The sequence below is a fragment of the Blautia hominis genome (assembly GCA_002270465.1).
Classification (GTDB): domain Bacteria; phylum Bacillota; class Clostridia; order Lachnospirales; family Lachnospiraceae; genus Blautia; species Blautia hominis.
This window is the reverse complement of record NQOF01000001.1, coordinates 1207534-1222835: the sequence shown is the minus strand read 5'-3', so window position 1 is coordinate 1222835 and position 15302 is coordinate 1207534. Positions and strand designations below refer to the sequence as shown.

General features: G+C 50.9%; 12 protein-coding genes. All 12 read left to right on the top strand.

Annotated features, from left to right (window positions below):
- Positions 1-8 precede the first annotated feature (8 nt).
- The 12 genes from CI595_RS05520 (at position 9) to CI595_RS05465 (ending at position 15266) form a co-directional block, all read left to right on the top strand.
- Positions 9-920 carry a carbohydrate ABC transporter permease gene (locus CI595_RS05520; protein ID WP_095172237.1) on the top strand — a complete coding sequence of 304 codons (912 nt, stop codon included), beginning with the start codon at positions 9-11 and terminating at the stop codon, positions 918-920.
- A gap of 97 nt (positions 921-1017) precedes the next feature.
- Positions 1018-1953 carry a carbohydrate kinase family protein gene (locus CI595_RS05515; protein WP_095172236.1) on the top strand — a complete coding sequence of 312 codons (936 nt, stop codon included), beginning with the start codon at positions 1018-1020 and terminating at the stop codon, positions 1951-1953.
- A gap of 161 nt (positions 1954-2114) precedes the next feature.
- On the top strand, positions 2115-3479 hold the full coding sequence (locus tag CI595_RS05510) for a family 4 glycosyl hydrolase (RefSeq protein ID WP_095172235.1): 1365 nt from the start codon (positions 2115-2117) through the stop codon (positions 3477-3479).
- A 2-nt stretch (positions 3480-3481) separates the two neighbouring features.
- Positions 3482-6664: an alpha-mannosidase gene (locus tag CI595_RS05505; protein ID WP_095172234.1), complete on the top strand. Its 3183-nt coding sequence runs from the start codon at positions 3482-3484 to the stop codon at positions 6662-6664.
- The gene (locus CI595_RS05500) at positions 6661-8025 is read left to right on the top strand and encodes a M17 family metallopeptidase (protein ID WP_095172233.1); all 1365 of its coding nucleotides are present in this window, start codon (positions 6661-6663) and stop codon (positions 8023-8025) included. The genes CI595_RS05505 and CI595_RS05500 overlap by 4 nt, the downstream gene beginning before the upstream one ends.
- Entirely contained in the window at positions 8012-9589 is a 1578-nt protein-coding gene (locus tag CI595_RS05495) for a hypothetical protein (protein WP_095172232.1), read from the top strand. Before CI595_RS05500 ends, CI595_RS05495 begins: the two co-directional genes overlap by 14 nt.
- A gap of 22 nt (positions 9590-9611) precedes the next feature.
- Complete coding sequence (locus tag CI595_RS05490) at positions 9612-11288, top strand: DUF4091 domain-containing protein (protein WP_095172231.1); 1677 nt, start codon at positions 9612-9614, stop codon at positions 11286-11288.
- 153 nt (positions 11289-11441) lie between these two features.
- Positions 11442-13154 (top strand): hypothetical protein, encoded by a 1713-nt coding sequence (locus CI595_RS05485; protein ID WP_095172230.1) that lies wholly within the window; start codon positions 11442-11444, stop codon positions 13152-13154.
- Positions 13155-13166: 12 nt separating this feature from the next.
- Entirely contained in the window at positions 13167-13667 is a 501-nt protein-coding gene (locus CI595_RS05480; protein ID WP_095172229.1) for a tRNA (uracil-5-)-methyltransferase, read from the top strand.
- 13 nt (positions 13668-13680) lie between these two features.
- Positions 13681-14187: a hypothetical protein gene (locus CI595_RS05475; RefSeq protein WP_095172228.1), complete on the top strand. Its 507-nt coding sequence runs from the start codon at positions 13681-13683 to the stop codon at positions 14185-14187.
- A 14-nt stretch (positions 14188-14201) separates the two neighbouring features.
- A complete protein-coding gene (locus CI595_RS05470) occupies positions 14202-14687 on the top strand; it encodes a hypothetical protein (RefSeq protein WP_095172227.1) in 486 nt (161 codons plus the stop codon).
- A 42-nt stretch (positions 14688-14729) separates the two neighbouring features.
- Positions 14730-15266 (top strand): hypothetical protein, encoded by a 537-nt coding sequence (locus tag CI595_RS05465; RefSeq protein WP_095172226.1) that lies wholly within the window; start codon positions 14730-14732, stop codon positions 15264-15266.
- Positions 15267-15302: the final 36 nt, after the last annotated feature.

The window sequence follows — 15302 nt, the reverse complement described above, 5'->3', positions numbered from 1 at the left end:
TGCTTAAGATGAGTAAAGGCCAAAAAACCAAGATTAAGTCCAGCCGGACAGATATCGCTGTGCAGGTTATTGTATACATGATCGTTATTGCTGTATGTCTGGTGATCATACTGCCCTGTCTGAATGTGCTGGTTCTGGCGTTTAATGACGGAAAGGATGCCGCCCGGGGCGGTATCTGGTTCTGGCCCAGAATGCCTACGTTTGACAACATTAAGGAAGTGTTCCGGGACGGCAGTATTGTCCGGGCTTATGGGTACACCATCGCCAGAACCGTGATCGGTACCGGGTTAAGTCTGACGGTGACCACCCTGGCGGCATTTTCCCTGAAACAGAAGGAACTGCCGGGCAACAAGCTGATCACCATGCTGATCACATTTACTATGTTGTTCAGCGGAGGTATGATCCCCACCTATATCCAGTATAAGAACCTGCATCTGCTCAACAGTTTTTGGGTTTATGTGGTTCCGTCACTGGTGAGCGTGACCTATCTGCTGATGGCCAGGACCTTTTTTGAAGGGATTCCGGACAGTCTGGAGGAGTCGGCAAAGCTGGACGGGTGCAGTTATTTTCAGATCTATTCCCGTATCATGCTTCCGCTCAGTAAGCCTGTGATCGCGGTGGTGGGGCTTTACACGGCTGTGAATCACTGGAATGACTGGTTCGCCGGGGCATTCTACATGAGTGATACATCCAAATGGCCGGTGCAGACCGTGCTCCAGCAGATGTTGAGTAAGGCCATGAGTTCCCAGCAGGAGATTACATCCGTGGCTCAGGCCCTGGCGCAGAACGCCACGGCAGTCACATCAGATTCCCTGAAAATGGCAGCGGTGGTGATCACCACAGTTCCGATTCTGTGTGTGTATCCCTTTGTGCAGAAGTATTTTGCTCAGGGTGCCATGATTGGGGCAGTTAAGGGTTGACAAAAAACCGGCTTTTAGTTCGCGCTGAAAGCCGGTTTTTGGGTATGACGGGCAGGAAAACAGATATTTTGCAGATAAAGACAAAAGGAGCAGAAATATGAGTGAAAAGAAGTGGGATGTCTATGTCTATGGAGACGTGAATGCTGATATTATCATTCCCGGTGTGGAGAAGTTTCCGGCGCCGGGCCAGGAGGACCTTGTCCCCTCCATGGAAACGTATGTGGGAGGCGGTGCAGCTCTGTTTACGCTGGGCCTTGGCAGGCTGGGGCTCCATCCGGTCTTCCAGGGGGCAGTGGGAGACGATTGCTACGGACACATGATCCGGGAGACTTTTGAGCAGGCCGGTGTGGACACGGAACTGCTTGTGACCAGGAAGGGGGAGCGGACCGGAATCTCCCTGAGTTTCACCAACGAACATGACCGTTCCTTTCTCACTTACAGGGGAACGAACCGGGATATCAGCATGGATAGGGCAGAGGTTGAAAAGGCAGGTCAGGCCCGGCATATCCATGTGACGGGATATGAGGGGGAGGACTCCCATGAGTCCTACGCACGGCTGCTGCGCCGGGTGAAGACAGAGACAGAGGCCACAGTCTCCTTTGATGTGGGATGGGATCCTTCCGGGAATTGGAGCAGCAGGATCTATGAGCTGTTTCCGTGGATCGATGTCCTTTTTATGAATGAGACGGAGGCGGAGCATTACGGCAGGACGGATTCGGCAGAGGAGGCAGCCCTTCATTTTGCAGAGAGATGCGGGGCCGCTGTGGTCAAGCTGGGAAAAAAAGGCGCCCTGGCAGTGAAAGAAGGTGTTGTCCACCGCCGTGCTTCCTATGAGGTACAGGCTGTGGACACCACCGGAGCAGGGGATTCCTTCAATGCAGGGTTTATCTACGGCTTTCTGAAAGGGGAGGATATGGGGGCCTGTCTGCAGTACGGAAACGCCTGCGGTGCCTGCTCGGTATCCGCTCATGGGGGCAATACCGGTTTCCCTGAGGAAAAAGAAATGCTGCGTTTTATTGAGAAAAATAGGTGACTATTCAGTAGGTCTGCGCATTCACTGCGCTGACCGTAGGAAAGTGTACCACGGCCAAGCAAAAATCTCATCGGCAAAGGCGATTTTGCATGGATTTTTGCCTGTAACTGTGAGGGTACTGAACCGTTACATAAATAGAAAGAAGTGAAAGGAGATCGGCAATGAAAATAGCTGTCATAGGCGGTGCCGGAGTGAGGACCGTCATATTTATCAACGGACTTTTAAAAAGATATAAAAAGCTGCATATTGATGAGGTAGTGCTTTATGATATCCAGGAGGAAAAACAGAAGATCATTGAGCGCCTGTGCAGACATGTTGTGGACAGGAGGGGAGAAAACCTGAAAGTATGGGCAGCGCAGACACCTGTGGAGGCTCTTGCGGGTGCTGATTATGTAGTGACCACCCTGCGCGTGGGCGGTGACCATTCCCGTGTACTGGATGAGAAGATTGCCCTGAAGCACGGCGTCATCGGCCAGGAGACCACAGGGGTGGGGGGATTTTCCATGGCAGTGCGCACCATTCCTGTGCTTTTGGATTACTGCAGGATGATAAAAGAGTATGCACCCAATGCGTGGATCTTTAATTTTACCAATCCGTCCGGGCTTGTGACGCAGGCTCTTAGGTCAGCAGGCTATGACCGTGTCATTGGGATCTGTGATGCGCCAAGCAGCACAAAGTTCCGTATGGCTGCCTGCCTGGGGACAGAGGAGGATGACCTGTATGTGGAATTCTTTGGGCTGAACCACCTCTCCTGGATACGGAGCGTGAAAAAGGAGGGGGAAGAGATCCTTCCACAGCTTCTGGCGGATGACGATTTTCTTGGGAAAATCCAGGAATTTGCCATGTTTGATCCGGAACTGCTGCGTTCCATAGGATTTTTGCCAAATGAGTATCTGTATTATTACTATCACAGAGAGAAAGCCCTGGCCAATATCCAAAAATCCGGTACCGCCCGAGGGGAGACCATAGAAAAGCTAAACCTACAGATGATGAGCGAACTGCAGAACATGGATATGGATGCCGACCCGGAGGGGGCACTGCAGATATTCTTATATTATATGCAGCTGAGGGAGAACTCCTATATGAGTATTGAATCCGGGGCCGCCAAACGCCCGGCTGCGGAAAAAGGAAGTCTGGAGGTGCCCGACGGAATGGGATATGCGGGTGTTATGCTGGACTGCATAGAAGGCATGCAGAGTGCGGAGGGAAAATACCTGGTGCTCTCTGTGGAGAACCAGGGCTGTATTCCGGGACTGGAGGACAAGGATGTGGTGGAAGTGACCTGCCGCGTATCTTCTGAGGGCATCCGCCCGGTGGCAGTCACAGAGGTGCCCCCGCAGTGCGGCATTCTCATGCGTCTGATCAAAAATTATGAGCGTCTGACCGTGGAGGCTGTGAAGACAGGTTCCCTTACGTGTGCAGCACGAGCACTGATGCTTCACCCCCTGGTCAGTTCCTGGTCACTGGCAAAGGAATTGCTGGAAGACTATGACAGAGCCTATGAAGGACTGCTTGGAAAGGAGTAAAAATGCCGTTTGATTTTCATGATTTTGACAGGATAAAGAACCTGGCCGAGGAACTTCGGGAGCTTAGGTACAAAAATCTTTGGGATATTCCCTCTTTTTTGTTCTGGGAGGAGGGGGACTGTGCATCCGGGGAGAACCCTATGGAGGTTGGCGTGGGATTTTCCTTTCGAGGCTGGGACAAGTATTACTGGCTGAGCACGGAAACAGAAATACCGCGGGAGCTTTGGGGCAAAGAGGTACTGGGCCTCTTTGACTTCGGTGCTTTGGCGGGAACCGGAAATAACGGGAACTTTGAAAGTCTTCTCTATTTAAATGACGTACCATATCAGGCAGTAGACGGAAATCACCGGGAAGTATTTTTGGACCCGGAAGTATGTGGACAGAAGCTAAGTCTTAAATTCAGGCTTTGGACAGGGCTTAGCGGGGGAGGCATTCCAAAGGACAATGTGATGGAGATACGCCGGGCGCAGATGGGTGTGCTGGATAAAGGGACCGATGATCTGTACTATTTGACCACAGCGGCGCTTGAGACATATGAGGCCCTGGGAGCAGATAACGAGTACCGGGAATGGATCCTGAATGTACTGGTAAAGGCTTTCTGCCTTGTGGATTTTACCGAACCGGGAAGCAGAGCGTTCTATGAAAGTGCGGCGGAGGCTGCGGGGTATCTGGACGGATGTCTGGATGGCCGCGGAAAACCGGATGTCAGTGTGACAATGACCGGCCATACCCATATTGATGTGGCCTGGCTGTGGCGGCTGTGCCATACCAGAGAGAAGGCTGCGCGCTCCTTTTCCACTGTGAACCGCCTGATGGAGAAATATGGGGATTACCATTTTCTTCAGTCCCAGCCCCAGCTCTATGAATTTATCAAAGAGGACTACCCTGACATTTATGAGGATATCAAAAAGCGTGTGGCCCAGGGCAGATGGGAGCCTTCCGGGGCCATGTGGGTAGAGTGTGACTGTAATATCGCCTCAGGAGAATCTATCATCCGCCAGATCTTGGTGGGCAAGAATTTTTTCCGTAAAGAATTCGGCTATGAGAGCGAGTTCCTTTGGCTGCCGGATGTATTCGGGTATTCCTGGGCCCTTCCCCAGATTTTAAAGAAGTCCGGTGTGGATACATTTATGACTACGAAAATAAGCTGGAATGACACCAACCGACTGCCCTATGACACCTTTATCTGGAAGGGGATTGACGGGACCGGGGTGACCGCTCACTTTGTGACTACTTCAGACCCCGGAGAGGATTACTATACATATAACGGCAACTCCGGCCCCAGGGCAGTGAAAAGTGTCTGGGATAATTATAAGAACAAAGATTTGAACCGGGAACTGCTGATCTCCTACGGCTATGGAGACGGGGGAGGCGGGCCAAACCGGGATATGCTCCGTCAGTTGGAGATGGCGGATAAAATGCCGGGGATTCCCCATGTGAAAAAACAGTCCGTGACGCAGTATTTCCGTGATCTTAACAAGACAATAGAAGAGAACCCCATGGGAGGCTATCTTCCGGTGTGGGACGGGGAACTTTATCTGGAATTCCACCGGGGGACCTATACCTCCCAGGCGTATAACAAACGGATGAACCGCAGGATGGAATATGCACTCAGGGATGCGGAGATACAGTCGGTGTTAGCCAGGATATTTGGAAAGGTTCCATACGACGCCAAGAGGATTCTGCGCGCCTGGAAGATCGTGCTCTGCCAGCAGTTTCATGACATTCTGCCGGGGTCTTCCATAAAGGAGGTTTATGAGGACAGCCACACGGAGTATGAAAAAGCCGCCGCTCTTTTGAGGGAAACAGGAGGGGCTGTGGATGCGGTGCTTGTACAAAAATGTACGGGTGCGCGTCTCTTTTCGGTATTTAACAACAGCAACTGGCTGAGAACTTCGGTTGTCCTGATTCCCGTGGAGGAGGCAGCAGCTCTGTGTGCGCAGCAGGTGGGTACCGGGAATTTCTACCGGATGCAAAATGGAGGCCGTGGGTCAAAGGATCCCCTTCCCTGTGTATGGAAAGAGGAAGGCGCGTATGTTTTGGTCAGGGATATGGAGCCTTTCGCCTACACGGACATAGAGTGGCAGCCGGAGGAAATTCCCCGGGAACAGCCGGAGGAGATGACTGTGAAAGCCGGGGAGATCCGGACGCCTTTCTATGAAATCAGCTGGAATGAAAAGGGACAGCTTTCCAGGATCTATGACAGGGAGGCCGAAAGAGAGATCCTGCCCCGTGGCGCCTGTGCCAATGTACTCCAGATCTTTGAGGACAAACCCCGCTGTTTTGACGCCTGGGAACTGGAGCCGGGCATTGACAGAAAGAGGGAAGAGATCACCGACTGCACCCAAATCCGGATTCGGAGACATGGGCTTGGCACGGAGGTGTCCTTCTGCTGGAAATACCATAAGAGCAGGATCAGCCAGACCATGTGTCTCTATAACGAAAAGAGGCGCATAGATTTTTGTACAAAAGTTGACTGGCAGGAGCGGCAGAAACTGATGAAGGCCGCATTTCCCGTGGATATCCGGGCCGTGGACGCCAGGTTTGATATCCAGAACGGAAATATCCGGCGTCCCATCACGAGAAATACAAGTTGGGAGGCAGCCAAGTTTGAGGTGGCAGCCCACAAATGGGTGGATATCTGGGAGACCGGATACGGGGCAGCGCTTCTTAATGACTGTAAATACGGCTATGACCTGAAAGAGAACACCATGCGTCTGACCCTTTTAAAAGCAGCCACAGACCCTGACTACAGCGCGGACCTGGGCAGCCATACATTCACCTATTCTTTGCTGCCACATATGGAAGAATGGTACAACGCGGCCATCGAGCAGGAGGCATTTGACCTGAATACGCCCCTAAAAGCCAAGGCAGGCGCCGCGGCTGTGCACGGGAGCATACTGACATTTGACAGGGATAACCTGGTGGCAGACGCGCTGAAACAGGCGGAAAACGGGGAGGAGATCGTGCTCAGATTCCATGAATTCCAGGGAAAACGGGGGGAAGTAAGCATAAGGACAGGATTTCACGTTGACAAATGGTGTGAGTGTGATCTGATGGAAGAACCGGAAAGCCCCTTCACTTCATCTGAAATTCGGGTATCCCTGCATCCTTATGAGATAAAGACCCTGCTTCTGCATGTGAAGGACGGTCAGAAAATGGAAAGCGGGGATTTGACCACATGAAATTTATTCTGAAATACCTGCAGACAAGCGGGATGGGGGCTTTGGATATGCCTGCCTGTACGGAAGTGATACCGGATCACACGGATGCCGGACGGCTGGCAGAACAGTTTAACCGGCTGGGAAAACAGAGGGGAGATTGTTTTAAGATCCCTCTGGACAAAATCCCTTTGGAGCAGCAAAGTGAGGCAGCACGCCTGATCGTGCGCTCTGTCTGCCAGGGGGCATACCGTTTCCGGAAAGAAGGATTAAAAGACCTTCAGGGAAAAGACATATTTAGGATGCGGGAGAGCCTGGCAGATTTTGGGGACACGGTATTTTATATAGAAAGCCATGGGGCAGAGGACGCGGAGCTGGAACGTGCCGTGAGGTACGGGGAACTGGAAGGGAGATGTATGGCCCATGCCAGAAGTCTCGGCAATCTTCCGGCCAATTACCTGGGAACAGAGGAATTTACTGCTTACATCAGGGACCTGGGCGCGGATTTAGGTGTAGCGTGCAGGATACTGGGCAGGGAAGAGTTAAAAGCCCAAGGGTTCGGCGGTATCCTGGCAGTGAACCGGGGCAGCGCGCAGGAACCCAAACTGGCAGTGCTCACCGCAGAGCGGGGGTTGGAGCGGCCTTTGACTGCTTTGGTGGGAAAGGGGATCCTCTTTGACAGCGGCGGCTATCACTTAAAGTCTATTGAAGCAATGGAAGGAATGAAATTCGATATGTGCGGCGCGGCTAACGTGTTGGAGGCTTTTGAGATCCTTGTCCGGGAGGGAACGAAGGAAAACCTTATGGCAGTGCTGCCTCTGGCGGAGAATGCCATTGGCCCGGAGGCGTGCCGGATGGGAGATGTGATCACCATGGGAAACGGATGCACGGTGGAGATCTATAACACGGATGCAGAGGGAAGGCTTATCCTGGCCGATGCCCTGGTTTATGCCCAGCAGCAGGGGGCAGAAAGGATCCTGGATCTGGCTACGCTTACATACTCCTGCCAGGCAGCACTAGGAGATAACATGACGGGAATGTTCTCAAACGATGATTTTGTGAGCAGCGGGTTTGCATGTGCTGCACGTAAGGCCGGAGAACGGGTATGGAGACTGCCTTTGGACAGGCATTACCGGGAACTGCTGGCCTGGAGCAATACCGCAGATTTGGCAAACTATGCGCCCGGCAAAGGCGCCGGGGCCAGTGTGGCTGCCTGTTTTCTGGAAGAATTTATTCAGGAAGGGGTTGCATGGATACATCTGGATGCAGTGGGGCCAAGTGTGATGCGGGGAAAGGACGATCGGATGGCAGAGGGCGCTACAGGGGCCAATATTGCCTCCATCGTTACATTTTTGGAGAAGGGAAACCGGGATGATGGATTATAAGTTTGACGGCAGGATTTCAAAGGAAGTCCTGGAAAATTATCTGTCGCGGGCAGTGACCGCGGCAGGGCTTTATGAGAGCAGGACCCTCTCGGATGACCTGCGGGTGATACGGGAGCTGGGAGTGAAATTCCTGGGGCGGGCTTCAGGGATCTGGTATATGACGGAGGATGACCGGGTGCATTTTGCCAGGTCAGAGGAACTGGCAGAAAGGGTACATGAGGCAGACCCGGATATAATCCTGCAGGCCTGTATTTTTGAGTGGGTGACAGAGAGGATAGAGACCGTGAAGATACCTGAGTTTGTGTTCCATGATTTTGGGATGGAGCCGGAGGACAGGTGCTTCTGTCTGGCAGATACCCTGTTTCCCGGGGAGCCGGGGGGATTTGTCAGCCACAGAGAGGAACCGGAAAAGAATGGGGGAATCCCTGATCTGAACAGACAGGAAGCCAGGATGTGGTTTTACTACCGGGCAGCGCGCTATATTGACTGCGGCTATGAAGCACTCCATATGGGGCAGGTACATCTTTATACGGCAAATGACCGGGGGATGGTAAAGACGCAGGAGCTTTTTGAGATGATACGCAGGTATGCGTCTGTTCATGGCAGGAGACATAAGGTGCTGCTGGATGCCCACACACATGGGGTGAACCGGCGGGGAACGCTGTTATTTGACTATCATGCCATGCCTTTTACCCGGGTTCCGCTTTTGGAGCGGGAGGGTACAGACCTGGTACTGGTCCGTGAGGGATACAGTGAGGGCGGATTAAATCCAAATGGCTGGTCAGCACAGGCCATGCCTTATCTGATGGAATACGACAACTGGGGAGGCCTTGTGGTGGATAACCCCGCCAAATATTCCAGGGAGGAACTTGCCTTAAAAGACTGGTGGGGATATGATCAGATCGCCTGGTTTGCCCATCAGGATTTTGAAAAACGGAACCATTTTCTGGAGTACACATACCGGTGGCTGGAAGTGAATAATGTGAATGGATTTTTTGAGATCCCCTTCCGCCGGATGCTGGGGGATGCCCCGGTAACCATGGAGCGGGGGGACAGTGGAACCATAGACACACAGACATTTTATCAGATCAATAAAAAGAGTCCGTCCTGTCCTATGGGATTTGGGCAGGAGGAGACAGTAAAGCGCCTGTGGCAGGAAGGGCACCGTCTGAGACAGCAGGCTGCCAATCCGGAGCTTCAGATCGCGTACGGCGCCAGGGAAGTCTATGACCCGGAGACGGGGATCAAGCTTCCGGAAAAGGTGGTGGTTTACGGGAGTTTCCAGCCTTATGTGGGGGCCGTGAAAAACGACTCCAACAGTGAAGTGACGCGGATGTATTATATAGGAAATAACACATACACCCTGAGTGTTGTGATGCCTTATGCAGGAACCTATGATTTTGCGGTTTCCACCTATGGGACATTGTCAGCTACTTACTGCGGGGACGGGTATCCCAGAAGCGGAAGTTCCAATAAGGGAAGGTTCACAGTGGAAAAAGACAATGCTGTCGTGCGTTTCCGCTTTGATCATACCGACTGCGCAGTGCAGGTGGAAATTTTTTAAGCGGCGGGGAAGAGGAGGATATATGCATCAGTATGATTTTTGTCTGGCGGATTCCCTGGATAAGATTTTCCCGGGAAAGCCGCCCAAAAAACGGGATCATCCCCTTTGTGCGGGGAGTTTTGCCGGGGAGCGGACGTCATTTCAGATCGCTTACACCGTGGAGTACGACGAATCCCATATGCTGGAGGAGGACCTGCATTTTGAGATCCACAGCCATCCGGGAATCTCCTTTCGTATATTTCGGGTAGGGCTTGTGCCCAGTGCTTACCCTTGCAGCGGTTCTTTTGATGATGATTATTTGACCAGGGAACCGGGCATGTTCCCCGATGTGCTGGAGCCTCTGCCGGACGGGACCGTACGGGCTGTGCCGGGACAGTGGAGGGCGCTTTGGATCCGGGTATGTGTCGGACAGGATATGAAGCCCGGCGATCATACGATAGAGGTATCCGCCCGTGTGAAAAACGGGGAAATATTGTGGAAAGAGGCGGTTGTCTTCAAAGTGCACGGTGGAAAACTGCCGGCTCAAAGGCTGCTGCATACGGAGTGGCTTCATGCGGACTGTCTGGCGGATCACTATAGGGTACCTGTTTTTTCAGAACAGCATTGGGAGATCCTGAGAAAGTTTATCACGTTGGCAGCAGAGAGCGGAATAAATATGATTTTGACACCATTGTTCACACCACCCATGGATACGGCTGTGGGCGGGGAGCGGACGACAGTCCAGCTGGTAGAGGCAGAGCGGACGAAGGAAGGTTGGAAGTTTGGGTTTTCCAGGCTGGGAAGATGGATCGCCATGTGCCGGGAGTGCGGCATTGCCTGGATTGAGATGGCGCCGCTGTTCACCCAGTGGGGTGCCCGGTCCGCGCCCAAGATCATGGCGCTGGTAAACGGCAGGCAGCAGCAGGTCTTCGGATGGGATACCTGTGCGGAGCAAGAGGAATACCGGTCTTTCCTGATGGAGTTTCTGCCGCAGCTAAAGGGGTATCTGCAGGACAATGGTGTGCTGGAGCATACCTGGTTTCATGTATCCGACGAGCCGGGGATGAACGATATAGACAGTTACCGCAGCGCGGTTCTGTGTATGCGCCGGGGACTGGGTGACTGCAGAATTCTGGATGCTTTGAGTGACTTTGAATTCTACCGTCTTGGTCTGGCCTCATGTCCGGTGGTCGCCTCTGACCATCTGGAACCGTTTCTGGAGGCGGGGATTCCCAATCTGTGGACGTATTACTGCTGCGTTCAGGGGGTGGATGTGAGCAATCGTTTTTTTGCAATGCCTTCCCGCAGAAACCGCATTTTAGGTGTGCAGCTCTATCTGTACCGGATGCAGGGATTTCTTCAGTGGGGATATAATTTTTACAATACCAGGTTTTCCCTGCAGCACATCGACCCTTTTGCCGTGACAGACAGCGGAGAGAGTTTCCCCTCAGGGGATGCCTTCCTTGTCTATCCGGGGCCGGAGGGACAGCCGTTTTCCTCCATCAGGCTGGAGGTTTTAAGAGAGGCCATGGAGGATCTGCGGGCGCTTGAGGCGTTGGAACAGTACACGTCCCGGGAATATGTGGAAGAGCTTGTCCGTGAAACGGCCGGTATGGACCTTACATTCAAAGCATATCCAAGGGAGCATGATTTTTTATTCCGGCTGAGAAAGAGGGTCAATGGTGAGATATCGTTAAAGGCAGGAACAAGGAAAGAGTAAGTGTAAGGAAGGCGGGGATTATCCCTGCCTTTTTTGTCTTTCGGTATAAAAGCAGGAGTTTGGGTTTCCAATACTGTTTCGGAATTCTTTGCTGTGCTATGCTGGATCTATGTATTATGCATGAAAACAGTTGAAGGGAGGCGCAGCATATTTATGAAGCAAAAAAGACGCGGCTGTAAGACCTGTATACGGACTACATTGCTGGGGATATCTGTTATGGCTTTTTCCATGGGAAATCCGGTCTATGCAGCTGAGACAGAGCAGGAAACAAACACGAACGCGGGTGTTTTGCAGGAGCAGCAGGGGAACATCGAATCGCCGGCAGTTGAAGATCCGTCCGAACAAGAGAAAAATATCGGGACATCGGAAGAGAAAGAACCGGAAAGCGTGGATCAGAATGGAGAAAAGGAAGATGATGTGACAGAAGAAGCAGGAATCGTTACAGGTGAAGCAGGAAACGTAACCGAGGATACGGATAAGGCTTTATCACCGGATAACGGGAATGTTTCTGAGGGGCAGCAGAATCCAAATCCCCAGGTATTTGCATTAAACGATCTAACCGTTACCCCGCAGGATGGATGGGTATATGACAAAAACGTTCTGACGTTTAGCAGCAGTGGGGATTATACAGTCACCGGCAATACAACAAGAGACAGAATCGTGGTAGCACCAGATTTTGAGGGGAGCATCACAATTGAGAATTTAACGATCAATACTTCCTCAGGAGCAGCTCTTTTGGTAGACCCGTCTGCCAGGCTTACGCTGAAGCTGAGCGGTATAAATACTTTGAAGACAAGCAATGTCAGTAATGCAGGACTGGACTTTAGGAATGTCACTTCAGGATCTTTGATCATAACATCCGCTGCAGGAGATGGAATGTCGGATGGAAGTCTTACAGCAACAGGAGGGATCAATGGTGCCGGTGTTGGAGGTGGTTCCAATGGGGATACAGGTAACATCACCATAAACGGGGGAACCATCACAGCAACAGGAGGAATCAATGGTGCCGGTATTGGAGGAGGATCCAATGGGAAGGCAGGTAATATCACCATAAACGGGGGAACTATCACAGCGAAAGGAGGAACCAATGGTGCCGGTATCGGAGGTGGAAGTAATGGAAGCGCAGACCACATTACCATAACCGGCGGTACTGTAGAAGCGTCAGACAAGTATGGAAGAAGCGGAATTGGCGGCGGTTCTAATGGCTCAGCAAAAAACACTGTGATCACCGGCGGAAGTATTAAAGGCCCTGTAAGCGGAAGTCCCACAGATGGGAATGGGAATTATGTATATAGGGCAATACTGGAAAACCAACCCGGAATTCCTTCCGTGAATGTAGACGGAATGGATTATAAAGTGGCCGGCAATCATGAAAATGATGATTCTTATTATCTTTACATGACAGGCCGCGACCATGTGATAACCACTCCGCAGAACAGATACATAGGAGAATTTGCTAACTCCAAGATCACAATTTCAGAACTTCTGGAAAATATGTATACACTGACGATTCCGACTTCATTGGAATTAGGCAGCATGCATGAGGCCGATATTTCTGTCAGCGGAGTATACATGACATTTCCGGATATAGGAAAACAAGTGAAAGTCAAAGTCTCTGACTCCACAAAGATTAGCCAGGAAGGAGCGCTTGCTTTATCACAAATGGGCGGAAGCGCAGAGGTTTTCACATCTGTTTCAAATGAGAGCGGACCGCTGACCACAGGCATAGAAATCTTGTCTGTTTCAGACCTGGGTTCCGACAGCCGGAAAATTTATTTTGGTGATCCGGCAACATCCGACGGCAGCGGTACAGTTCCGGCCGGAAATTACAGCGGTACACTGACTTTTGCGGTATCCGTAGAGTAGTGGAGGCGGGAAATGAAGAACAAAAAAATATGGATCGCGGCAGCCGTCATACTGCTGGCAGCCGCAGTGGGCATAGGGGTTGCTGTAGGTATGAAATGGAACCCTTATCCGGAAAAAGAAAAAAGTATAGAAAAGGTTGATAACAGTGCCGAGGACTGGACAGGAAAGAAGGAAACATATTCAGGGGAAAAGAACACAGACACCATAGATATTCCGGGATTTGATGCTATGAATTTAAAAGCAGGGGCAACCGGGCAGTCTGTGAATCTTTTTAATCCGGAACAGAATAATTGTTATTTCAAAGTATCTATCCTGCTGAGTGATGGTACTGTATTATGGGAATCCGATCTGCTGGAACCGGGCAAGGCGGTCTATGAAATAAACATAAATCAGGCGTTGGAGGCAGGGGAATACGAAAATGCAGTTCTCAAATACCAATGCTTTGCAATGGATGCAGAACAGACACCGCTAAACGGTTCGGAAATAAAACTGACTTTAAATGTCATAGAGTAAGAGGAGGGCAAATATGAAGAAAAGAATACCAGTGGGAATCATGATCATGACAATGACCGCAGCAGCGGCTATGCCGGTAAGTGCAGCCGCTACAGACAAGGATATGACGATCCGGTACACGGAGCCAAATGCATGGATGGTCAGCATCCCCCAGACTACGATCAATTCTGATACGGATGTAGAAAAATCACTTGATGTTACCCAGATCAATATTGAGCCGGGCAAAAAGCTGCAGGTTAAGATTGGGAAGAATAATGGACAGAATATCACCGATGGTGTTGTGATCTTGAACAGGACAGATAACAAGGCTGCAGTAAAGACAAATGTCAGCATGGACAAAGAGGGTAAGAACAAGGTAAGTACGGATTCGGTGATCGCTGAATACCAGGCAGAGGAAACCGTGCCCACGTACGGGGGAAGCATCTTTTTTTCAGCTGTTTATGCGGACGCAGGTGAGGTGAAGGCCGGTGATTATTCCGGAACCATGACCTACAAAATGGAAGTTGTCGATATTAACTAAAAGGGGGAGAAACAATGAACAGAAAAATCATGGCAGGAATTCTGAGTGTGATCATAACAGGGAGTTTTGCGCTTCCGGTTTATGGGTCATCCAGCAGCCAGCAGGATACGACCACATTGACTGCAACCATAGACTCATCCTATGTACTGACGATTCCCATGGATACTCCGGTTTCCTATGGGACTGTCGATACAGACCTGAGCGGTGCACTGAAAGTCACGGGAAACGTCAGAAGCAGCCAGCAGGTTACTGTGAGCGCCACGACAGAGAAATTTAAGAACGATGACGGACAAGCAGAATTTACCTATATGCTTTTAGATAAGTCAAAAGATATACCATTCTCCAAGGGAGTTTGGAATGAGGCGGAGCTGAGGAGCAGCCAGCCGAAGGAAATACCTTTGGCGATCCACATACCTCAGGATACATGGAATAAGGCAAAAGCCGGTACTTATAAAAGCACAGTCACATTTACTGCCGAACTGGAGAATGTTCAGCCATAACCGGATTTGAGAAGATATAGGGCAAAGGAAAGGAGGACATGCATGAGGACAGGAAAGTTCTTTGCAGCGGTCGTTATGCTGTGTCTGTGTTTTATGATAACTGAGCCGGTACAAGCCGGCACAGAGGAAAAAAGTACAGAACTGACAACACAGATACCGGATGAACACCTGGTAAATCTGGATATTGGCAAACACGGTTCTGTGATCGTAGACGGAAAAAAGTATACAGGAAAACAGGAGATAAAGGTCCGGCGGTTAGAAGCCCAGACATATCAGGTGAAACCGGACAGCGGTTATCAGGCAGACAAGGTTCTGTATGATGGTAAAACCGTTAAGCTGAAGGATTCCACCTATACCGCTGAGGCTATATACGAAGATGGTCTGACCTTAAAGGTTACCTTTATAAAAGAAAAAGCATCGGGTTTGGGCAGCAGCAATAAGAATACCGCATCCAAAAGCAATGCCGCAAAAACAGGGGACACCGCGGATTCCGTTATATGGTTTCTGGCTCTGTTTCTGTCCGGCGCAGCCTGTGTGATGCTTTCCGGATGGAAAGAAAACAGGAAGTTGAAGAAATAAGATCATGATATAACAGAACGAAAACCGTGGATTATC

What these genes read in the sequence shown, in the direction of transcription:
- CI595_RS05520 (WP_095172237.1), top strand. Translation starts at nt 9, where the DNA reads ATGAGTAAAGGCCAAAAAACCAAGATTAAGTCCAGCCGGACAGATATC.
- CI595_RS05515 (WP_095172236.1), top strand. Translation starts at nt 1,018, where the DNA reads ATGAGTGAAAAGAAGTGGGATGTCTATGTCTATGGAGACGTGAATGCT.
- CI595_RS05510 (WP_095172235.1), top strand. Translation starts at nt 2,115, where the DNA reads ATGAAAATAGCTGTCATAGGCGGTGCCGGAGTGAGGACCGTCATATTT.
- CI595_RS05505 (WP_095172234.1), top strand. Translation starts at nt 3,482, where the DNA reads ATGCCGTTTGATTTTCATGATTTTGACAGGATAAAGAACCTGGCCGAG.
- CI595_RS05500 (WP_095172233.1), top strand. Translation starts at nt 6,661, where the DNA reads ATGAAATTTATTCTGAAATACCTGCAGACAAGCGGGATGGGGGCTTTG.
- CI595_RS05495 (WP_095172232.1), top strand. Translation starts at nt 8,012, where the DNA reads ATGATGGATTATAAGTTTGACGGCAGGATTTCAAAGGAAGTCCTGGAA.
- CI595_RS05490 (WP_095172231.1), top strand. Translation starts at nt 9,612, where the DNA reads ATGCATCAGTATGATTTTTGTCTGGCGGATTCCCTGGATAAGATTTTC.
- CI595_RS05485 (WP_095172230.1), top strand. Translation starts at nt 11,442, where the DNA reads ATGAAGCAAAAAAGACGCGGCTGTAAGACCTGTATACGGACTACATTG.
- CI595_RS05480 (WP_095172229.1), top strand. Translation starts at nt 13,167, where the DNA reads ATGAAGAACAAAAAAATATGGATCGCGGCAGCCGTCATACTGCTGGCA.
- CI595_RS05475 (WP_095172228.1), top strand. Translation starts at nt 13,681, where the DNA reads ATGAAGAAAAGAATACCAGTGGGAATCATGATCATGACAATGACCGCA.
- CI595_RS05470 (WP_095172227.1), top strand. Translation starts at nt 14,202, where the DNA reads ATGAACAGAAAAATCATGGCAGGAATTCTGAGTGTGATCATAACAGGG.
- CI595_RS05465 (WP_095172226.1), top strand. Translation starts at nt 14,730, where the DNA reads ATGAGGACAGGAAAGTTCTTTGCAGCGGTCGTTATGCTGTGTCTGTGT.